Source organism: Pseudomonas sp. TE24901, assembly GCF_054058375.1.
This window is the reverse complement of sequence record NZ_JBSSAF010000006.1, coordinates 275,928-295,682: the sequence shown is the minus strand read 5'-3', so window position 1 is coordinate 295,682 and position 19,755 is coordinate 275,928. Positions and strand designations below refer to the sequence as shown.

The following is a 19,755-nucleotide window of genomic DNA, read 5'->3' as shown; positions in this document are numbered from 1 at the left end:
GCTGATGGCCTGAAGGTCATCAGCGAGCCCTCCTCATTCACTCCGGCTTGAGCAACGCCTCATAATCCGGGCTGATCTCGGCCAGGATCATCAAGGCCGCCGCCCCCAACGCCACCGCATCCTGCCCCGCCGCGCCCATCTGAATACGCGGGTACTGGCGGCCCGAACGGCTGCTGATCGAACGGCTCAAGGGCTCAAGGCGGGTGATCAAGCGCGCCAGAATGGCGTCGGGCAGAAAGCCGCTGATCAAGATAGTCTGCGGGTCGAGCACCGACTCAAGAATGTTGATCGCCTGGCGCAACGCCGGCACCGCCTCATCCAGCCAACCCTCTACGCGCGCGTTGAGCACCTGATCGTTGGCGTCCCAGGTGCCGAGGTCATGATCGGCTGGATACCCCAGGTGCTCCAGCAACGCAGCGATGGAAATGTAGCGCTCCAGGCACCCCTGGTTGCCGCAGAAACACGCCTTGCCACCCGGAATGACGGTCATGTGACCGATCTCACCGGCATTGTGCCAATGGCCGGAATACAAACGGTTACCCAAATACAGGCCGGCGCCCAGGCCGCTGCCGATAAACAAGTGCACAAAATTGTTCAGGTCGCTGGCGATACCGTACAGGCGCTCGCCCATGGTTGCGGCGGTGGCGTCGTTTTCGATCAGCACCGGCAGGGCGATCTCTTGCTGCAAGCGCAACGGGATAGCGGGATCGTCCCAGCCAGACATCGCCGTCGGCCCCACGGCCGTCATGCCCTCGACGCTGAAAGGCCCGGGCAACGCGATGCCCACACCGAGAAAGCGGCCCCCAGGCCTTTGCTGCCGAAAGCCTTTGACGTGCTCAAGGATCAGCGGCAACGCCTGCTCGAAAGTGGGATAGCTGACCGTCAGGGTGACTTGAGCCACCGTCTCACCGAGCAGGTTTAGCAATACCCCGATGATGCGGTGCTGCTCGATATGAAACCCAATGGAATAGCCGCCCTCAGGGTTCAACGACAGCGGCACCGGCGGCTGGCCTCGCCCGCCCTTCTCGGCCGCGTGGGCCAGTAGCACGCCCTCCTCCTGCAACTCGGTGACGATGTTGGAAATCGTCTGCGCGGTGAGCGAGGTCAGCCGCGTGAGGTCGGCACGGGTCAGACGTCCGCTCTGGCGAATGGCTTCGAGAATCACCCGGCGATTATGCAAACGGGCGTGTTCGGCGTTGGTGCCGGTGGTGACGGTGCGTGTGTTCGGGAGGTTTTTCATGGGCCGATAATCCGTGCAGGCGATTAATTAAATCAAGTTGAATTAATACTCCTGCTGTGGTTTTCTAGGCGCCTCGGTCTCTCGCACCCACTGCGAATGCCGGTTACGCCCCATAAAAACAATGACGGGTCGACAGCACCCTCGATGGCAAGCAGGCCCTTTTGCAATCTGCCCTCACGCGTCTGTCACTCGAACAAGAGGTCGTCCCCATGAGCACGCTGACACCCGTCGATCCGGATTTGCCCAACGGCAAACGCAAAATCGGCCTATTCCCCGCCATCACCCTGAACATGAGCCAGATGTGCGGCGTGGGGCCCTTCATTACCATCCCGGCCATGATCGTGATCATGGGTGGCCCCCAGGCCTACCTGGGCTGGATCCTCGGCGCGCTATTGGCGCTGTGTGACGGGCTGGTCTGGGCCGAACTCGGTGCGTCGCTGCCGGGTGCAGGCGGCACTTACGTCTACCTTCGCGAAGCCTTTGGCAAACGCACCGGCAAGCTGCTGCCATTCCTGTTCGTGTGGACGGCGATGCTGTTTATCCCGCTGATCATGTCCACCGGCATCATCGGCTTCGTGCAATACCTCACCTGGTTCTGGCCCGACATGAGCCCGACGGCCGGCAACCTGATCGGCCTGGCCGTCATCTGGCTGATCATCGTCATGCTTTGGCGCAAGATCGAATCCATCGCCAAATTGAGCATTGTGCTGTGGGTGATCATGCTAATCAGCATCGGCGCGCTGATCGCCGCCGCGCTGTCCAACTTCCACGCCGACCTGGCGTTCACCTTCCCGGAAGGCGCGTTTAACCTGGCCGACAGCGGTTTCTGGTTCGGCATGGCGGGTGGCCTGACCATCGGCATCTATGACTACCTGGGCTATAACACCTCGGCTTACCTGGCTGGCGAAGTCGAGCAGCCGGGCCGTGTGATTCCCAAGTCGATCATCCTGTCGATCGTCGGCATCCTGACGATCTACCTGGTGATGCAAGTCGGCGTGCTGGGTGTGGTGGACTGGCACCGCATGCTCGATCCGGAATCGGCCGCGTACAAATCCGTCGCCTCCGTGGTGCTCAGCGAAACCTGGGGCAGCACCGCTGCGGGCATTGTTACCGTGCTGATCCTGATCACCGCCGTTGCCTCGGTGTTCGCCGGCTTGCTCGGCGGCTCCCGCGTGCCCTTCGAAGCGGCCAAGGACAACGTATTCTTCAGCGCTTTCAGCAAGACCCACCCCAAGCATGAGTTCCCCACCTGGGGCATCTTGAGCATGGGCCTGCTGACCTCCGTGGGTTTCATGATCGGCCGGCTGACTGACTTGAACACGCTGATCCAACTGCTGACGGCGGTGATGATTCTGGTGCAGTCGGTGGCGCAGATCGTCTCGTTGCTGGTGCTGCGCAAGACCAAGCCGCACCTGGCACGGCCTTACAAAATGTGGCTCTACCCAGTGCCCGCGCTGATTGCGTTGCTGGGCTGGGTCTATATCTATATGGCGTCCAACCACAATGCGCCCGGCGCCTACCCTATCCAGTGGTCGCTGGTGTGGGTGCTGGCCGGCAGCGTGGCCTACCTGTTCTGGGCACGGGTCCAGCGGTTGTGGCCTTTCAATAAGTGATCAATGCAATGCACCAGACAATGGAATCAACGGGCGCTACGGCGCCCTGGCAAGGCTTGCTGCTGGCGATCGACGTGGGCGGCACCAAGACGCAGGTGGCCTGCTACGACACCGCTCGCCAGCGCATGAATACGCGGATCCTCGCCACCCACGCCGACGGTTTGTCTGGCGTGCCGGCTTTGCAGCGCATCCTCGACGCCGCGCGCGACTGCGTGGCGGAGTTCGACAGCGCCCAAGTGCTGAGCGTGGCTGCGGTGTTCCCCGGCGTGGTTCGCGGCCCCACCTTGCTGATGGCGCCCAACACACCAGGCTTCGAGGGGCTCGACTTACAGGCATTGATCGCCCGGGCCTTCGGCAACGTGTGCGTCACCCTGGACAACGATGTGAAAGCCGGCGCCCTGGCGGAAGTCCGCTGGGGCTCATTGGCCGGTGTCGACAACGCGATCTACCTGAACCTGGGCACTGGGCTTTCTGCCGCCGCCATCGCCAATGGCAAGCTGATACGCGGGCATAACGGCGCCGCGATGGAAATCGGCTACTTGCTCTCGCCCTTTATCGACCCGGCGCACCCTGAGCAGTGGGCAACGTTCCAGAACGGCAACGCACCTCTGGAAGAACTGTTTTCCGGCAATGCGCTAAGCCGCTTGGCTGACGAAATACTCGGGCACGGGCACCAGCCGCTGGATCTGTTTACCAGCGCCAACCCCGACGTGCGCAGAGCCCTTGAGCTGCGCATCGCCGCGTGTGCCGTGCAGGTCGCCAACCTGGCGGTAGCGCTGGATGTGGAGCGCATCGCGATTGGCGGCGGCCTGTATCGCCAGGCCTCCCTGCTGGCACCGATGATCGAGCAACTGATCCAACGCGTGGTGCCCTTCCCACCCGCGCTCACCACCGCGTTTTTCACCCACGATGCGCCGCTCTGGGGCGCCTTCAGCATGGCCATGGACGCCGCCGAGTTGAACGCCCTCGCCCACCAGTTGATCGCCGCTGGCGAGTCCATCGACGCCCTTGGAGATTGATCATGTCGTTCATGTTGAGTGAAACCCTGTCCATCCCCGCGATCCTGCAGCGCATGCTCGACGAGGACAGCGCCGTGTGTGCACTGAGCCAGCAATGGGCGCAGGCGCTGCCCGAACTGATGATCACCGTTGCACGCGGCAGCTCGGACCATGCAGCCGCCTATTTCAGCTACGCCCTGATGAGCCAGGTGGGCGTGCCGAGCCTGTCGATTCCGTTGTCGCTGGTCAGCCTGCAACAGCCGCCACTGCGCCTGAAAAACGCGTGGGTCGCGGCTTTTTCCCAATCCGGCAAGAGCCCGGACCTGATCGACAGCGTGCACTACCTGCAGCAACGCGGTGCGCGCTCGGTGGCGCTGGTCAACACACCGGCCTCGCCGCTGGCGGCGGTGAGCGATCATGAAGTGCTGTTGCCGGCCGGCCTGGAACAAAGCGTGGCCGCCACCAAGAGCTATGTGGCGATGTTGATGGCGGGCGCTCAATCCGTGGCCTACCTGGCCGACGCGCTGGCCATCGACAGCGGGTTGAGCCAAGCCCTGCACACGCTGCCGGAGCAAATGCGCCAGGCGGCTAACGAAGACTGGTCGGCGCTGCACACGTTATTGGCGAGCGCCGACAAGATGATCGTGATCGGCCGAGGAGCAGCCTTACCTATCGCGCAGGAGGCCGCGCTCAAATTGAAGGAAACCTCCGGCATCCAGGCCGAGGCATTTTCCAGCGCCGAAGTGCGTCATGGCCCGATGGAGATCATCGAGGAAGGCTACCCCGTGCTGGTCTTCGCCCCTTCGGGTCCGGAGCAGCCAGGCAGCCTGGCATTTGCCGAAGAAATGCGCGCCCGCGGCGCCCAGGTGTTGGTGGTGGCCCCGCGCGGTACCGCCTGCGAAGGCTTGTTGCCCAGCGTACCGACGGCGCATCCATTGCTGGAGCCGTTCACGATGATCCAGGGGTTTTATCTGAGTGCTGCGCAGTTGGCGGTGGCGCGCGGGCGTAATCCCGATCAGCCGAGGTTTTTGAAGAAGGTGACCCAGACTCGCTGATGCCAGCCGTTAGCGGAACTCTGCGTGCCAGTCGTAGGGCCCGGGCGCCTCGGAGCGGCCCAGTAGCGCGACAAACTGATCGATGCTGCGAAGCACGTTCTCGTCGAACTTCGACGGGATCAGGCTGAGCACATCCTCCAGCTCGCACGCGTCCATCACCAGGTTGCAGAGGTCCGGGGAAATCCCTCGGTCCATCAACAGCTCATAGGTCCTGGGGGTAAAAAGCAGTTGTTCGGCTTCCTCCAGGCTCATCACGCCCCGCTGCACGGAGGTCAGCAGGCCAATCGCCAAGGCGGACAAAAACCGCACCACTTCCTCGGCGCCAAAGACCTCCGAGACCAGTGAAAACGGGGCCAGCGCATTGGCGTTGCCGCCTGCCAGGTAGTGGGTATCAAAGGTCATGGAGTCCACAATCTCCTGCAGTTTTTCAGGGTCAGCAGCACGGCCGAAATGGTACTCCAGGTATTTGGCGCCTTCAGGCGTCTCATGCCGTTCAACTCGGTAGCACAGGCACAGGTCTGCGCTGAGCACCTTGTCCAGCCACACGGACCTGCGCTCACCCAGAATGCGGAAAAACGCGCCGCTGGGGCCGCTGGGGCCGCTGGTGATGATGACGCGTTCACCGGTGTTGTGATCAATCATGTCAGCAAGGGCCTCCAGCAGGTTATGTGGCAGATACAAAAATGGGCCAACCTTTCGGTTGACCCATTTTTTTATCCAAGGTCAGAGCTGCTTGAGGGTTTCGCGCGACACTTCCTGCAAACCGGCCTCGGTGATCTTCTTCCAGTCGTTTTCAGTGACTGCCTGCATGCTTTCGTTTTTACGGGTGACCACATTCAGCTCAGTGGCGCCCGGTGTTTCGATGCGCAGGTGAGACTTGTTGCTGACGTCGACGTAGAAGAACCCCGGGGTGAACCACGACCAGAACTCAACGATGTGCACCTTCACGGCCGTTGCATCGGCGGTGCCCGGCTCGGTCACCACTTGGTAGCCAGCCTGCTTGTAGGCAGCGGCGACCGACTCATTCACCAACTGGGACACCGTGCGCCCCGACGGCAGCAGCACATCGCCCAGGCCTTTGCCATAGCTGTTGCGCTTGCGCGCAATGGCGCGCTCGGTGATCGACTTGTCCGTCACTTCATCGTTTTTCAGGGAGGGGACATCGGGGCTGCGAGGAGAGATCTGGAAGACACGATCATCGACGGTGCTGATCAGCACCTTCTTGCCATTGCTGGCGGCAGCCGCCTGCGTGGCACTCAGCGGTGCAACATTGACATCCACTTCCGAGCGGCTAGTGGCACAACCTGCCAACATCACCAGTGCTGCAACCCCAAACGCAATCCGAACGCTCATAACCACCACTCCCTATCGCCATCATTGGCTCGACCGGGTATCGGTCGGGGGCAATTGTACATAGATGATGGCACTTAGGCATTACTGATCAGATGTGAAAATACAGGGTTTCCATCGCCTCGCAGGCACAGTGCCAGCCCAACAGTGACGAATTCTGTTACAGACCTATACTCAATTCAGGCCTTGCGCGTTCCCGCGCATCGCCGACGGCACTGTTGCCGATCAAGAGGGTAGCCGCTATGTACGCCGGACAAATGGGAATGGCGACAACGAATGGTGAAATACGCTGCCAGATGGTTGTACAAATCATCTGCCTGCTGTCGGTGGCTACGCTTTTCTGCTGACTCTCCTGTAGCAACCGATATTGGCGATTCGGGCCAAGGCAGGTGCTCGCCCAAATTTCAGGCAACAAAAAAGGGCTCACCTTTCGGTGAGCCCTTCTAGACCGCCCAGCAGAGCGGATTTTGTTTGGTAGGCGCGATTGGACTCGAACCAACGACCCCCACCATGTCAAGAGCCACCATGCTAGGCGCTAGGCCACGCAGCCTATAGCACTAAGAGAACGCCCATTCACATTATGAGGCGTCAATCATGGCTAACATTCGATCCCTTCCCTCTGGCAACTGGAACGCTCAGGTTCGGTTGAGAGGAAGTCCCCCGCAATCCAAAACATTCCCCACTCAAGCATTGGCCCAGGCATGGGCAGACCAGTTAGAGGCTGTCACTAAGACGCACCAGACGCACACCCTGTACACGCTTGGCGTGACCTATTGCGAAACCATGCTCAAGGGCAAGGGTAGCTATGACCATGCAATCAAGATCGTTGATCAACTCTTTGCTGCCTTCCCTCAGTCAATCCATGACATCACCCCTCAGCTAGTCAATGACTTCAAGCTGAAGCGTCTACAAACGGTCAAGCCTGCTACCTGTCGCATACAGTTAGCGTTCATGTCTCGTTTCTTCAGGTTCGCTAAGCGTGGCCTGCTCATAGACATACACAACCCCGTAAGTGACATAGCCCTACCCAAGCCCGACAAGTCGAGCGACAAGGTAATCAGTGCTGGCGAGCTTAGACAGTTGCTCAACAAGCTCTCCCCAACCATGGCCCTAATCGTGGAACTGGCCTATGAGACAGCCATGAGACGCTCTGAAATACTCAAGCTCACAACCCAATGCCTTCACCTGGATGAGCGTATTGCGGATGTAGTGGATGGTAAGAACGGCACTAGGTCTGTGCCCTTGACCATGCGTGCCATAGAGCTATTGAAAGAGGCACAGAAGCTGGCTCTAGCAAACAAGGCACACAGAGGGAGACTGTTTATTGTGACGCCTCATGCAGTGTCACAGGCCGTTAGGCTGGCACGAAACAAGGCAGGACTTGACTGTAGCGTTAGGCTTCACCAGTTAAGGCATACGCGTATTACTAATGTAGCCAAGAAGGGATTCAACAACGCTCAGATAATGATTGTATCGGGGCATAGAGATACTAGGTCAGTGGCTAGATACTCACATTTGAATGCGAAGGATGTACTTCACCTCATTGATTAATCCACCTGTGAGCGCCCAGGAACGGCGATAGGCGATCAACTGCTATCCATATAGCAATGTAATTCTGCAGCCCCCCACAGGGGCTTACAGTGGCAAAGAGTAAAGGAATGGGTGTAACTGAGAGTTACGGATAGACATTATTTTTGAGATTCCTTGTCTCCGTTCCTCTCAGATTTAAGTATATACATATAGGCACTGAAAATATTTATGCCACGCCTTGTAGACCTTTACCCCAAAAAACCAGTATAGCTTATACCAGTATGAAGATTGCTTCCTCACACTGCTTACTCAGAGTCAGTAGGTTGCAGTCTTTTTTATTGCCTGGACAGTGAGCTTTCCAAAACGATACAGCTGAAGAGGAATCCATAGAGAGGACAATAATGGAAATCGAAAAAATCATAGAAAGTAAAGCCATGAGCCTTAACACAACTGACCGAAAGCTCATGTACTTGATGATCAGAAATAATAGCAACGATGGCGTACGCTGGTGTGAAATCTCTCTCACAGAGTTTTCTTCAGCAACAGGCAAGTCTCCTAGCGCATGCAGCAAAGTGATTCAACATCTAGTAAAGCATGAACTCATAGCCATCCGAAAGGTAAGACTTGGGTCTTCATATCGCAATCAATTTAAAACAATCCCCCTGGAGTATGACCAATGAACACAATAACCATGACAGAAATCAACGAACTCGCACGCCAGACAGGTAACACCTCCATGGCAGTTCTAACAGACCTTATCGAGCGAGGCTATCAGCTAGTAGAGGAACCACCTGCACCTAGAGGCAACCCGTTGACTTCATCTAAGGATGCCTTGGCACTATGGAAGGCATCTAAGCAGAAGGTACAAGACGAGCTCTATAAAGCGGACCCGCTTGTTCGACAGCTTACTGACTTGGATACAGCATATAACTCATCCGCTCAGCAGGCCAAGCAAAGCATTGTCCAACGTGATGCGTTTGGAAATATTACAGGCACCACTAAATCTGTACTCACTGGCGCGACCCAGAAAGAGCAAGCGGAACTGATGGCAGCCATTCGCGCAATGTACAACCAAGGAGAATAACTATGAAAGCAGTAGACCTAACACCAGCAGAAATTAAAGTACTAGAACAACGTCGCTCAGCGCTAGGCGCTATCGACTGTAGCATTGAGCAAAAGAACAAACTCATCTCAGGCATTAGGGACTACAAAGGGAGTGAGTATGGCATGACTCAATATGGTTCATATCAGGTGTTGTCTGTTAATGGTAGCAACTCGCTGCCCGCTGAGCTTGAGGGTACTTTCACAGACTCCAGACATATCACCAGAACGATAGATAACTTAATCACAGAAGGGAAACTGATTGAAGCCAAGTAACCCGAAGGTTATTTACGTAGCAGAAGCTACCCCAGGCACAGGTAAGACAGAACAATTCATTAAAGAACTGGATGCCGCCCCCTACAAGCGATACGTATACGCTGCTCCTACCAAGGTACTTACCAAAGACGTTGTGAAGCGTATTCATGCAATCGACATAGCTCATGCTTACGTAATCAATAGCGACACCCACAAGAACGTAACTGATACAGTAGAATGCTCACTCCTTGAAGATGACCCCAAGGTTCTTATCATTACACATAAGACCTTGCTAGACCTTGATCCTTGCTACCTACAAGATTGGATTGTAGTCATTGATGAAGTGCCCTCAGTCGCCAACAATCTTACCAAAGATATTGGCGACCATGCTTACACTAACTTCCTAGAGAAATTCATTGAGATTGATAGCGTATCCACCAGAGCGTCTATCAAGCAAGGAATGACGAAGGAAGCCAGAGCCACCTACTCTGACGTGGTAAACGACAAGGGCATGTCAACCATCTGCACCTGCCTTGGTGCTCTTCTAAGGGGTAAGGCTGATGTATTCATCAAAGAATACGTAGATAAGAAAGACAGCAGATGGAAGTGGCAAGTCAGGGTAATTGATTACTTTGACTTAAGCGGGATCTATGAGGCGGCTCAGGAAACACACATCCTAGGTGCCAACGTCACGGGTACGTTAGCTTACCAGCACGCCTTGACCAAGGGATACACTCTTGAAGTCTCCAATTTCACACCAGAATACAGGGGCTACAAGTTTCCAAGCTATATCTTTCCATTGATTGGCGGGAGCAAGGTTAGCAAGACCATGCTACTTACCCTCCCTGACGGCAGCATGGCCGATGAGTGGAGTGACAGAGTATACGGGCACACGCTTTTACGTGACGCCATTGAATTCGTACAAGGTGAACCCATCCTTGTTCAAGTTCATGAATGGTGTAAGTTTCCATTCGAGGATTACCCTAACGCAATACGTATACCTTTTGACGCTAGGGGATTGAATGGATATTCAAACGTACACCATACGCTCTCCCTGATTCATGGCAATCCAAACACTGTAGAGGATCAGAATAACTCTGAGATGCTTTGCAAGATGGCTATCTCCACCACAGTTGGCAAGCAAGCTCTACGCAATGAGCGTTATAGGGAGCTGATATTTCAAGCAGCTACACGAAGCAGCATTAGGACTTTCAATAACGACAGACCTACTATGCACTTCGTACCTACAGAAGAATCAGGACGACACCTAGCGTTCGATCTAACCGGGTGCCACTACATTCTAAAGGATCTAACTAGACTCGCCCCTACCAGTAACGCAAAGGGCAAGACTCAAAGCAATATCCTTACAGCAAAAGGATTGTCATCTGATGGACTCTCATTGCGAAGCATTGCAGCGACCATGGGCGCTAGCAAAAGCATAGTATCTAAGTGGTTAAAGTCTGAGCAATGAAGCTAGTCCTGTCCACTTTCTCTTAGAACTCTCTAAGGAAAAGTGGACACCTCCTACATCCACTTAAGATCAAGAGCAACGTCGGCAGAGCCGACAAAGAGCACGCATTAAAAAAGAATCAAAAGCAGAGCATGTACCAGTGTATCGCTTTTGATCTTTCTTTATGCGTATGCCACTCCGTGGCGTGCTCTTGCTTCTTTCACGCAGTGACGTTAAGAAAACTCACCCAGGACAATACAATGTCAGACAATGATAATATTAGAATACCTGACTTCACCTCCTTCGTAATTCATAGCATCACCATACGAAGGGGTTTAGCCAAAGAAATTATTGCTAAGCGTAAGGACCACCAAGCGTTGTATGACATCTCATACAACCAAGGTTTTTCCCTTCAAGCGGTAGGCTATCTATCAAGATGTAGGCTAGATAAAATTGAGGAAGCGTCAGCTATTAAAACGTGACCTACCTCTTAAGCGCCCTACTCCTCATACAATACACCCAGCTAGTAATACTTCAGATCATGCATGACTATAGCTTCATAGCTATAACACTTAACATCATCTGTTATTTACTCACCCTTATTATAACAATCAAATACCGAGACAAGCCATGAACCTTACAGACACAGACAAGACAGAATACATTGAGACAAACTCACATTGCGTCCTAGCCAAGCGCTTAGGCGTCAGCATGATTACGCTTGACACTTACGCAGAAGAACAAGGATGGAAAGAGGAACACCGTATCTATTGGCATGACAAATCAATTGAGATATTGAAGCAAGAGCTAGTCAATGGAAACATTGCTGCCGTTAAGGAGATGCTAAAGGTAACTGGTGGCGTAAGACCAGTAGGACGCCCACGTAAATTAGAGGCTGAACGTGAAATTGCTATCGACAAGCGCATTCAGGAAGAATACGACGCAGATATTCGACGAATGAAGCTTGTAGACAGAAAACCAGGATAATTATTTATTAAGACAGGAGGGATGCATTGACCCTGGAGGCTAGCGTTCAATTTAAAACAGTGGTATTGGACATAGCAAGGGCAGATAGAGCGTGATGCTCAGACTCTAGGCTAACCTAGATGCCCCTCAAGGGTGCTCAATGCGTTACCACACTGGCCGTTCTTCATAGAGGCGAAGCCCTCTATGCCTGATAGTTCAGCTACCAGTCACCTGCCCTTCTAACCACGCCAGAAGGGGTAAGCGTTCCACGTCTGAGCGTGGCTACTCCCACCGGTATTTAAACCACCGGCACTGTCCTCTCAGCGTTCACGCCACCACTACACCATCGAAGGTTCGCTATGACACTACTGACATTGAGGCGTCTCGCTCTCTGAGACGTACGGTTCAGCATCTGCCAGGGCCGTTTCCCACTTGTATTAATCTCCTTGAACCCCTGAAAAGTCAACAGCCAACTTCCATACTACCTTGGCGTCGAGTATCTTCTACGCATCGTCAGGAGTTTGTACTATGGATACGCTAGCACCGGAAGAATTGCTCCACTACGTTCGCATTGTTAGAGAGCTTAAAGAGCTAGCAGGCGGAAACAATCCTTGGGTGCCCCTTTGGTCAACCATTGCAGGCGCCCTACTCGCCTACATACCCTTGGCTGTAGGTGGATGGTGGCGCGCCAGAAAGGCAACCCAAGCAGTTCAGGCAGCGTTAATTGCTGAAATCTCTTATATGGTCGGGATAATAGAACTTCGTGGATACTTGAAAGGCCTTATAAGCACCCACAAAGAACTCGAAACGGACAACCTGAGAGACCGAGAATTCAGTCGCGTTAACAACACATTTTTCTCCGAGAACACCGAAACCACACTGATCACAATACCTGATGACTACAACAAAATTTACAAAGCCCACCTTGAAAAAATTGGGGCCCTACCTCCTAAAATCGCTACTGATATCGTTACGTTTTATGGATTGATAGATGCAGTTGTACAAGACTTAAGACCCGAGGGGGTTCTTAGAAACGAGGGTTACGCAGAGCAATACCAAGAAGCGATTCAACTTATGGAGGCGGCGCTTAAAATCGCCAACAAATTAACCAGATGACCAGAGCATGTAATTTTTCCTAGATATTTAAAACCACCATTGCATATATAAGCACCCCACCCCACACCCCCTGCCCCACCCCTAGAGAGACGCCCCCCGCCAGCCCTACAGCAGCACATAGAGCGTTCAGGATTCACCACAGAGCGTAGGGTGTTGAGCGTGGCCGACAGGCGTACCCGCCTCACAGCAGGCACGTAGCTCAGTTGGTTAGAAGCCTGCCCTTGCGAGGTACGAGCAACGGGCAAGGGAGTGAGCCTGCGAACGTACCACCACCTAGACAAGATAGTGAACGAGCCATGCATATCAATGGGTTAGGTAGAGTCGTTCACAAATCTGAGTGTGAACAGAGGCAGGCATGAATCCACGTTCACATTGCCTTGTGTGAACGAAGCCTATAATTTGTGAACGTTTTCTTAGGCAAAGAAAAAGGGGAACCCTTTCGGATTCCCCTTCACACCGCCCAGCAGAGCGGATTTTGTTTGGTAGGCGCGATTGGACTCGAACCAACGACCCCCACCATGTCAAGGTGGTGCTCTAACCAACTGAGCTACGTGCCTGCTGTGAGGCGGCATTCTACGGAATTCCGAAGGGGTGTCAACATCTTTTTTGCAGCTAACCCTATGAATATGCGAATTTTTTATTTGCGTGGGGTACACCCGTGGTTTTCGGGTGGCTGGCAGGCAATTTTCAACTCAGGTAGGATCTGGGCACTCGTAAAAAATATAAAACAGAGGTTCCAGGATGGCGAACACCCCCTACCCCCAGTCGTATTACGCCGCGTCCGCCAATGCGGTCCCGCCTCGCCCAATGCTGCAAGGGGAAGTCGAAACCGATGTGTGCATCATTGGCGCTGGCTATACCGGCCTCTCCAGTGCGCTGTTCCTGCTGGAGAACGGTTTTCGCGTCACGGTACTGGAAGCCGCCAAGGTGGGGTTTGGCGCGTCGGGCCGCAATGGCGGGCAGATCGTCAACAGCTACAGCCGCGATATCGACGTGATCGAGCGCAGCGTGGGCCCGAAGCAGGCGCAACTGCTGGGGCAGATGGCGTTTGAAGGCGGCAAGATCATTCGCGAGCGGGTCGCCAAGTATCAGATCCAGTGCGACTTGAAGGACGGCGGCGTGTTCGCCGCCCTCAACAGCAAGCACATGGGCCACCTGGAGTCACAGAAGCGCCTGTGGGAACGCTACGGGCATACGCAGCTGGAACTGCTGGACGAACGCCGTATCCGCGAAGTGGTGGCGTGCGACAACTATGTCGGCGGCCTGCTGGACATGAGCGGCGGCCACATCCACCCGCTCAACCTGGCACTCGGCGAAGCGGCGGCCGTTGAATCCCTGGGCGGCACCATCTACGAGCAATCGGCAGCAGTGCGCATCGAGCGCGGCGCCAACCCGGTGGTGCACACCGCAGAAGGCAAGGTCAGGGCCAAGTTCATCATCGTGGCCGGCAACGCCTACCTGGGCAACCTGGTGCCGGAGCTGGCGGCCAAGTCCATGCCCTGCGGCACGCAAGTCATCACCACCGCCCCACTGGGTGACGAGCTGGCAAAAACGTTGCTGCCCCAGGATTACTGCGTCGAGGACTGCAACTACCTGCTCGACTACTACCGCCTCACCCGCGACAAGCGCCTGGTCTTCGGCGGCGGTGTGGTGTATGGCGCGCGTGACCCGGCCAACATCGAAGCGATCATTCGTCCGAAGATGCTCAAAGCGTTCCCGCAGCTCAAGGACGTGAAGATCGACTATGCCTGGACCGGCAATTTCCTGCTGACCCTGTCGCGCCTGCCGCAAGTGGGTCGCCTGGGCGACAACATCTACTATTCGCAGGGCTGCAGCGGCCATGGCGTGACGTACACGCACTTGGCAGGCAAGGTGCTGGCCGAGGCGCTCAGAGGCCAGGCAGAGCGTTTTGATGCGTTTGCCGACCTGCCGCACTACCCGTTCCCGGGCGGCCAGCTGTTGCGCACACCGTTTGCCGCCATGGGTGCCTGGTATTACGGCCTACGCGACAAATTGGGATTCTGACTCAGCTTGCGGGCGATGGCGATTTCACGGATGCCATCGCCCGCGAGCGGGCTCCTACAGATCGTATTTATCAAATCGCAGAAACAAAAAACCCCGGTCTTTCGACCAGGGTCTTTGCTATCGGATCAAAGTAGCCAGTGGCTTTCTTTGTGCTTCAAGGCGTTCAGTGGGCCTCGAGGCAGATATGGCGCAGCGGACGGGACTCGAACCCGCGACCCCCGGCGTGACAGGCCGGTATTCTAACCGACTGAACTACCGCTGCGTATCGCTTGACTGATTGAGCGAAACCCCTCAACCGTCTTTAAACATCTGATCGACCAGCCTTGGCTGTTCAATCTCAAGCCCGACGTATCGAACCTGGAAAATATGGCGCAGCGGACGGGACTCGAACCCGCGACCCCCGGCGTGACAGGCCGGTATTCTAACCGACTGAACTACCGCTGCGCGTCGGTGCAACCTTTAACGTTGCGTCTTACCCTAAAGCAAAACTCTCAAGAAGTGGTGGGTGATGACGGGATCGAACCGCCGACCCTCTGCTTGTAAGGCAGATGCTCTCCCAGCTGAGCTAATCACCCTTTGCTTCGTTGAGGCCGCGAAATTTACGCAGGTAACGGACCTAAGTCAATACCCTGCTTGAAGTTTTTCTGAAAAAGACAAAATTGCTTCAAGACGGCCATCCGCCCTACTCGCTGTAAATCATCTTCTTGCTCATGCCACCGTCCACGACAAACTCTTGTCCGGTGACAAAACCGGCCTGGCGCGACAGCAACCACGCCACCATCGCGGCCACATCCTCCACCGTGCCCACCCGGCCTGCCGGATGCTGGGCATGATCAGCATCGCTCAACGGCTCGGCACGCCGTGCAGCCGGGTCACGCGCATCAATCCAGCCCGGGCTGACGGCATTGACCCGCACTTCCGGCCCCAGGCTCATGGCCAGTGCGTGAGTCAGGGCGAGCAAGCCGCCCTTGCTCGCCGCATAGGCTTCGGTGTCCGGCTCCGATTGACGGGCACGGGTCGAGGCCAGGTTGACGATCGCCCCGCCGTGAGCGCGCAGGTACGGCGCACAGTGCTTGGCCAGCAGCATCGGCCCGCTCAGGTTCACCGCCAGCACCCGGTTCCAGTAAGCCAGGTCGAGGCTTTCCAGGGTGATGTTGTGCGGGTCGGCCACGGCGGCGTTGCACACCAACGCGTCCAGGCGCCCGAACTGGCCGAGCACCTCGGCAACGCCCTGGGCCACCTGTTTCTCGTCAGCCACGTCCATGGTGATAAACCAGGCGTTGTCGCCCAGCACCTTGGACACCTTGGCACCGCGCTCGCGGTCCAGGTCGGTCAACACTACCTGCCAGCCTTCACTGATCAGCCAGGCCGCGATACCGAGGCCGATGCCCCGCGCGGCGCCCGTCACCAGCGCTACACGACCGTTACTGGCCGTCGCGGCCTCCATGGACCACTCGATCACAAGGCCGCCAGCCCGCGAGCCAGGTCCGCCTGCAGGTCGGCCACATCTTCCAGGCCGACCGCGATGCGGATCAGGCTGTCGCGGATACCGGCCGCTTCACGCTCCGCCGGCGCCAGGCGCCCGTGGGACGTAGTGCTCGGGTGGGTAATGGTGGTCTTGCTGTCACCCAGGTTGGCGGTGATGGAGATCAGCCGCGTCGCATCGATAAAGCGCCAGGCGCCCTCTTTGCCGCCTTTCACTTCAAAACTCACCACCGCACCGAAGCCACGCTGCTGGCGCTGGGCCAATTCGTGCTGCGGGTGGCTCTTGAGGCCGGCGTAATGCACCTTCTCGATACCGTCCTGCTGCTCCAGCCACTCGGCCAGCGCCTGGGCGTTGGCGCAATGGGCCTTCATCCGCAGGTTGAGGGTTTCCAGGCCTTTGAGGAAGATCCAGGCGTTGAACGGGCTCAAGGTCGGGCCAGCGGTGCGCAGGAAGCCGACGACTTCTTTCATCTGCTCGCTGCGACCGGCCACCACACCGCCCATGCAACGACCCTGGCCGTCGATGAACTTGGTGGCCGAGTGCACGACGATGTCTGCGCCCAACTTCAACGGCTGTTGCAGTGCCGGCGTGCAGAAGCAGTTATCGACCACCAGCATCGCGCCCTTGGCGTGAGCCACTTCGGACAACGCGGCAATATCCACCAACTCGGCCAGCGGGTTGGAGGGCGACTCGACGAACAGCAGCTTGGTATTGGCCTTGATCGCCTTATCCCAGCCAGACAAGTCCGCCAGGGGCACGTAGTCCACTTCGATACCGAAGCGCTTGAAATACTTTTCGAACAGGCTGATGGTCGAGCCGAACACGCTGCGCGACACCAATACATGGTCGCCCGCGCTGCACAGGCTCATTACCACCGCCAGGATGGCTGCCATGCCGGTTGCCGTCGCCACCGCCTGCTCGGCCCCTTCCAGCGCCGCGATACGCTCTTCGAACGCACGCACGGTCGGGTTGGTGTAGCGCGAATACACGTTGCCCGGCACCTCACCGGCAAACCGCGCAGCCGCATCGGCCGCAGTGCGGAACACATAGCTGGAGGTGAAGAACATCGGATCACCGTGCTCACCTTCCGGGGTGCGGTGCTGGCCAGCGCGCACAGCCAGGGTATCGAAAGCTACGCCATCGAGGTCGCTGTCCAACCGACCGGCATCCCATTCCTGACTCATGCTGCCACTCCTTACTCAATTCTTTATTTAAGATACAAAACCGGCCCCTCAGGGCCGGTGTTTACTCAGTTGTTGTACAGATCGATGATCGCGCTGACCGCCTGGGTCTTGATCTTCGACGAGTCATTACGCGCCTGCTCGATCTTGTTCAGGTAGGCCTCGTCGACGTCACCGGTCACGTACTTGCCATCGAACACGGCGCAGTCGAACTGCTCGATCTTGATCTTGCCACCGCCAACCGCTTCGATCAGGTCCGGCAGGTCCTGGTAGATCAGCCAGTCGGCGCCGATCAGGTCGGCCACGTCCTGGGTCGAACGGTTGTGAGCGATCAGCTCGTGAGCGCTCGGCATGTCGATGCCGTACACGTTCGGGTAACGCACAGCAGGCGCCGCGGAGCAGAAGTACACGTTCTTCGCACCGGCTTCGCGGGCCATCTGGATGATCTGCTTGCAGGTGGTGCCGCGCACGATGGAGTCGTCCACCAGCATCACGTTCTTGCCGCGGAATTCCAACTCGATGGCGTTGAGCTTCTGACGCACCGACTTCTTGCGCGCTGCCTGGCCGGGCATGATGAAGGTCCGGCCGATGTAGCGGTTCTTCACGAAGCCTTCGCGGAACTTGACGCCCAAGTGGTTGGCCAGCTCCAGCGCAGCGGTACGACTGGTGTCCGGAATCGGGATCACCACGTCGATGTCGTGTTCAGGACGCTCGCGCAGGATCTTCTCGGCCAGCTTCTCGCCCATACGCAGGCGCGCTTTGTAGACCGAAACGCCGTCAATGATCGAATCCGGACGCGCCAGGTAGACGTGTTCGAAGATGCATGGGGTGAGTTTCGGCGCCACGGCGCACTGACGGGTGTGCAGCTTGCCGTCTTCGGTGATGTACACCGCTTCGCCCGGCGCGAGGTCGCGGATCAGGGTGAAACCCAGCACGTCCAGGGACACGCTTTCGGAAGCGATCATGTACTCGACGCCTTCGTCGGTGTGACGTTGGCCGAACACGATCGGGCGGATGCCGTGGGGGTCACGGAAACCAACGATGCCATAACCGGTGACCATGGCCACGACGGCGTAGCCACCGACGCAACGGTTGTGCACGTCGGTCACGGCGGCAAACACGTCTTCTTCGGTCGGCTGCAGCTTGCCGCGCTGGGCCAGCTCGTGGGCGAACACGTTGAGCAGCACTTCCGAGTCGGAGCTGGTGTTGACGTGGCGCAGGTCAGATTCGTAAATCTCCTTGGCCAGCTGTTCAACGTTGGTCAGGTTACCGTTGTGCGCCAGGGTGATGCCGTAAGGCGAGTTGACGTAAAACGGTTGAGCTTCGGCCGAAGTCGAGCTACCGGCAGTCGGATAACGCACATGGCCAATACCCATGTGCCCGACCAGGCGCTGCATGTGACGCTGATGGAACACGTCACGAACCAGGCCATTGTCCTTGCGCAGGAATAACCGGCCGTCGTGGCTGGTCACAATACCGGCAGCGTCCTGGCCGCGGTGCTGGAGGACGGTTAGCGCGTCATACAGCGCCTGATTGACGTTCGACTTACCGACGATACCGACGATGCCACACATGCGACGCAACCCCTACTTAATGAATCTTGACTGAACACAACTTACTGAGGCGTTTTGGCCGGCAAGAGGTGCTCCTTGAACGGAAGGTCAGCGGGTACGCTGATTCCGCTGGCCAGCCACTGACTGCTCCACCCCAATATGAGGTTCTTGGACCAATCTGCAACCAATAGAAATTTTGGCACGAGTACCGACTCCTGCCACCACGAATCCTGCTGTACTGGCCCCAGGCTCAACAGCCCGACCGCCACAACCACCAGCAAGCCGCCACGTGCGGCGCCGAAGGCCATGCCGAGAAATCGATCGGTCCCGGAGAGGCCGGTGACACGTATCAACTCGCCAATAAGATAATTGACCATTGCCCCCACCAGCAGCGTGGCGATGAACATGATGGCGCAGCCCGCGATGACGCGAGCCGAAGGTGTCTCGATGTATCCGGCCAGGTAGACCGACAGTGAACCGCCGAACATCCAGGCTACGACTCCTGCGATGATCCAGGTCAGCAACGACAGTGCTTCTTTTACGAAGCCGCGGCTTAGACTGATCAAAGCGGAGATGGCGACGATGGCAACGATCGCCCAATCAACCCAGGTAAATGGCACAGTGCAGCCTACGGACAGATGAGGCGGCGCATTTTAGCAGAGCGCTGGGCTGTCGGTAAGCTGTGATTACGGCTGCGTTGCAAATCAATAGGTTGGGGTTAGAAAACCCGATTTCAACCACACCCCAAAACCCATGTGGGAGCTGACTTGCCTGCGATAGGGCCGGCACATTCAACATTACTGTTGAGTGACCCACCCTCATCGCAGGCAAGCCAG

General features: G+C 56.6%; 17 protein-coding genes and 4 tRNA genes. 10 read left to right on the top strand and 11 right to left on the bottom strand.

Annotation, left to right across the window (positions count from 1 at the left end):
• Nucleotides 1–37 precede the first annotated feature (37 nt).
• Complete coding sequence (locus tag ACVWVP_RS14470) at nt 38–1,240, bottom strand: ROK family transcriptional regulator (protein ID WP_259173606.1); 1,203 nt, start codon at nt 1,238–1,240, stop codon at nt 38–40.
• Between the two features lie 209 nt (nt 1,241–1,449).
• On the opposite strand from ACVWVP_RS14470, the gene ACVWVP_RS14465 reads away from it, so the two are divergent.
• The 3 genes from ACVWVP_RS14465 to ACVWVP_RS14455 are packed head-to-tail and all read left to right on the top strand — an operon-like array spanning nt 1,450 to nt 4,906.
• Nucleotides 1,450–2,853 (top strand): APC family permease, encoded by a 1,404-nt coding sequence (locus ACVWVP_RS14465; RefSeq protein ID WP_457406699.1) that lies wholly within the window; start codon nt 1,450–1,452, stop codon nt 2,851–2,853.
• Between the two features lie 8 nt (nt 2,854–2,861).
• Nucleotides 2,862–3,872: an ROK family protein gene (locus ACVWVP_RS14460; RefSeq protein WP_457406697.1), complete on the top strand. Its 1,011-nt coding sequence runs from the start codon at nt 2,862–2,864 to the stop codon at nt 3,870–3,872.
• 2 nt (nt 3,873–3,874) lie between these two features.
• Nucleotides 3,875–4,906 carry an SIS domain-containing protein gene (locus ACVWVP_RS14455; RefSeq protein ID WP_457406695.1) on the top strand — a complete coding sequence of 344 codons (1,032 nt, stop codon included), beginning with the start codon at nt 3,875–3,877 and terminating at the stop codon, nt 4,904–4,906.
• Nucleotides 4,907–4,915: 9 nt separating this feature from the next.
• Here ACVWVP_RS14455 and ACVWVP_RS14450 read toward each other — a convergent pair whose 3' ends face one another.
• Nucleotides 4,916–5,548, bottom strand: a complete 633-nt coding sequence (locus ACVWVP_RS14450; protein ID WP_457406693.1) for a DUF3969 family protein — start codon at nt 5,546–5,548, stop codon at nt 4,916–4,918.
• An 81-nt stretch (nt 5,549–5,629) separates the two neighbouring features.
• Complete coding sequence (locus tag ACVWVP_RS14445) at nt 5,630–6,259, bottom strand: YajG family lipoprotein (RefSeq protein ID WP_178924434.1); 630 nt, start codon at nt 6,257–6,259, stop codon at nt 5,630–5,632.
• A 591-nt stretch (nt 6,260–6,850) separates the two neighbouring features.
• On the opposite strand from ACVWVP_RS14445, the gene ACVWVP_RS14440 reads away from it, so the two are divergent.
• The 6 genes from ACVWVP_RS14440 (at nt 6,851) to ACVWVP_RS14415 (ending at nt 12,674) form a co-directional block, all read left to right on the top strand.
• Complete coding sequence (locus ACVWVP_RS14440; RefSeq protein ID WP_457406690.1) at nt 6,851–7,807, top strand: tyrosine-type recombinase/integrase; 957 nt, start codon at nt 6,851–6,853, stop codon at nt 7,805–7,807.
• Nucleotides 7,808–8,462: 655 nt separating this feature from the next.
• A complete protein-coding gene (locus tag ACVWVP_RS14435) occupies nt 8,463–8,870 on the top strand; it encodes a hypothetical protein (protein WP_457406687.1) in 408 nt (135 codons plus the stop codon).
• A 2-nt stretch (nt 8,871–8,872) separates the two neighbouring features.
• On the top strand, nt 8,873–9,163 hold the full coding sequence (locus ACVWVP_RS14430; protein WP_457406684.1) for a hypothetical protein: 291 nt from the start codon (nt 8,873–8,875) through the stop codon (nt 9,161–9,163).
• Entirely contained in the window at nt 9,150–10,613 is a 1,464-nt protein-coding gene (locus ACVWVP_RS14425; RefSeq protein ID WP_457406682.1) for a DEAD/DEAH box helicase family protein, read from the top strand. Before ACVWVP_RS14430 ends, ACVWVP_RS14425 begins: the two co-directional genes overlap by 14 nt.
• Before the next feature lie 609 nt (nt 10,614–11,222).
• Nucleotides 11,223–11,579, top strand: coding sequence for a hypothetical protein (locus ACVWVP_RS14420; RefSeq protein ID WP_457406680.1), 357 nt, complete (start codon nt 11,223–11,225; stop codon nt 11,577–11,579).
• Between the two features lie 507 nt (nt 11,580–12,086).
• Nucleotides 12,087–12,674, top strand: a complete 588-nt coding sequence (locus ACVWVP_RS14415; protein WP_457406677.1) for a hypothetical protein — start codon at nt 12,087–12,089, stop codon at nt 12,672–12,674.
• A gap of 480 nt (nt 12,675–13,154) precedes the next feature.
• On the opposite strand, the gene ACVWVP_RS14410 is transcribed toward ACVWVP_RS14415, so the two are convergent.
• Nucleotides 13,155–13,231 (bottom strand) — tRNA-Val (locus ACVWVP_RS14410).
• Nucleotides 13,232–13,415: 184 nt separating this feature from the next.
• On the opposite strand from ACVWVP_RS14410, the gene ACVWVP_RS14405 reads away from it, so the two are divergent.
• Complete coding sequence (locus tag ACVWVP_RS14405; RefSeq protein ID WP_457406674.1) at nt 13,416–14,699, top strand: NAD(P)/FAD-dependent oxidoreductase; 1,284 nt, start codon at nt 13,416–13,418, stop codon at nt 14,697–14,699.
• Nucleotides 14,700–14,884: 185 nt separating this feature from the next.
• Here the strand turns inward: ACVWVP_RS14405 and ACVWVP_RS14400 are convergent.
• From ACVWVP_RS14400 to ACVWVP_RS14370, 7 genes are all read right to left on the bottom strand, one after another.
• Nucleotides 14,885–14,961: transfer RNA gene (locus ACVWVP_RS14400), tRNA-Asp, on the bottom strand.
• A gap of 105 nt (nt 14,962–15,066) precedes the next feature.
• Nucleotides 15,067–15,143: transfer RNA gene (locus ACVWVP_RS14395), tRNA-Asp, on the bottom strand.
• A gap of 55 nt (nt 15,144–15,198) precedes the next feature.
• Nucleotides 15,199–15,274: transfer RNA gene (locus ACVWVP_RS14390), tRNA-Val, on the bottom strand.
• 107 nt (nt 15,275–15,381) lie between these two features.
• Nucleotides 15,382–16,146 (bottom strand): SDR family oxidoreductase, encoded by a 765-nt coding sequence (locus tag ACVWVP_RS14385; RefSeq protein ID WP_178924499.1) that lies wholly within the window; start codon nt 16,144–16,146, stop codon nt 15,382–15,384.
• Between the two features lie 11 nt (nt 16,147–16,157).
• A complete protein-coding gene (locus tag ACVWVP_RS14380) occupies nt 16,158–17,369 on the bottom strand; it encodes an O-succinylhomoserine sulfhydrylase (RefSeq protein WP_178924436.1) in 1,212 nt (403 codons plus the stop codon).
• A 65-nt stretch (nt 17,370–17,434) separates the two neighbouring features.
• On the bottom strand, nt 17,435–18,940 hold the full coding sequence (gene purF, locus ACVWVP_RS14375; RefSeq protein ID WP_058426877.1) for an amidophosphoribosyltransferase: 1,506 nt from the start codon (nt 18,938–18,940) through the stop codon (nt 17,435–17,437).
• Between the two features lie 41 nt (nt 18,941–18,981).
• Nucleotides 18,982–19,539 carry a CvpA family protein gene (locus ACVWVP_RS14370; protein ID WP_003212681.1) on the bottom strand — a complete coding sequence of 186 codons (558 nt, stop codon included), beginning with the start codon at nt 19,537–19,539 and terminating at the stop codon, nt 18,982–18,984.
• Nucleotides 19,540–19,755: the final 216 nt, after the last annotated feature.

Excerpts from the sequence above, each read along its gene's own strand:
- ACVWVP_RS14470 (WP_259173606.1), bottom strand. The coding sequence starts at position 1,240 with ATGAAAAACCTCCCGAACACACGCACCGTCACCACCGGCACCAACGCC.
- ACVWVP_RS14465 (WP_457406699.1), top strand. The coding sequence starts at position 1,450 with ATGAGCACGCTGACACCCGTCGATCCGGATTTGCCCAACGGCAAACGC.
- ACVWVP_RS14460 (WP_457406697.1), top strand. The coding sequence starts at position 2,862 with ATGCACCAGACAATGGAATCAACGGGCGCTACGGCGCCCTGGCAAGGC.
- ACVWVP_RS14455 (WP_457406695.1), top strand. The coding sequence starts at position 3,875 with ATGTCGTTCATGTTGAGTGAAACCCTGTCCATCCCCGCGATCCTGCAG.
- ACVWVP_RS14450 (WP_457406693.1), bottom strand. The coding sequence starts at position 5,548 with ATGATTGATCACAACACCGGTGAACGCGTCATCATCACCAGCGGCCCC.
- ACVWVP_RS14445 (WP_178924434.1), bottom strand. The coding sequence starts at position 6,259 with ATGAGCGTTCGGATTGCGTTTGGGGTTGCAGCACTGGTGATGTTGGCA.
- ACVWVP_RS14440 (WP_457406690.1), top strand. The coding sequence starts at position 6,851 with ATGGCTAACATTCGATCCCTTCCCTCTGGCAACTGGAACGCTCAGGTT.
- ACVWVP_RS14435 (WP_457406687.1), top strand. The coding sequence starts at position 8,463 with ATGAACACAATAACCATGACAGAAATCAACGAACTCGCACGCCAGACA.
- ACVWVP_RS14430 (WP_457406684.1), top strand. The coding sequence starts at position 8,873 with ATGAAAGCAGTAGACCTAACACCAGCAGAAATTAAAGTACTAGAACAA.
- ACVWVP_RS14420 (WP_457406680.1), top strand. The coding sequence starts at position 11,223 with ATGAACCTTACAGACACAGACAAGACAGAATACATTGAGACAAACTCA.
- ACVWVP_RS14415 (WP_457406677.1), top strand. The coding sequence starts at position 12,087 with ATGGATACGCTAGCACCGGAAGAATTGCTCCACTACGTTCGCATTGTT.
- ACVWVP_RS14405 (WP_457406674.1), top strand. The coding sequence starts at position 13,416 with ATGGCGAACACCCCCTACCCCCAGTCGTATTACGCCGCGTCCGCCAAT.
- ACVWVP_RS14385 (WP_178924499.1), bottom strand. The coding sequence starts at position 16,146 with ATGGAGGCCGCGACGGCCAGTAACGGTCGTGTAGCGCTGGTGACGGGC.
- ACVWVP_RS14380 (WP_178924436.1), bottom strand. The coding sequence starts at position 17,369 with ATGAGTCAGGAATGGGATGCCGGTCGGTTGGACAGCGACCTCGATGGC.
- purF (WP_058426877.1), bottom strand. The coding sequence starts at position 18,940 with ATGTGTGGCATCGTCGGTATCGTCGGTAAGTCGAACGTCAATCAGGCG.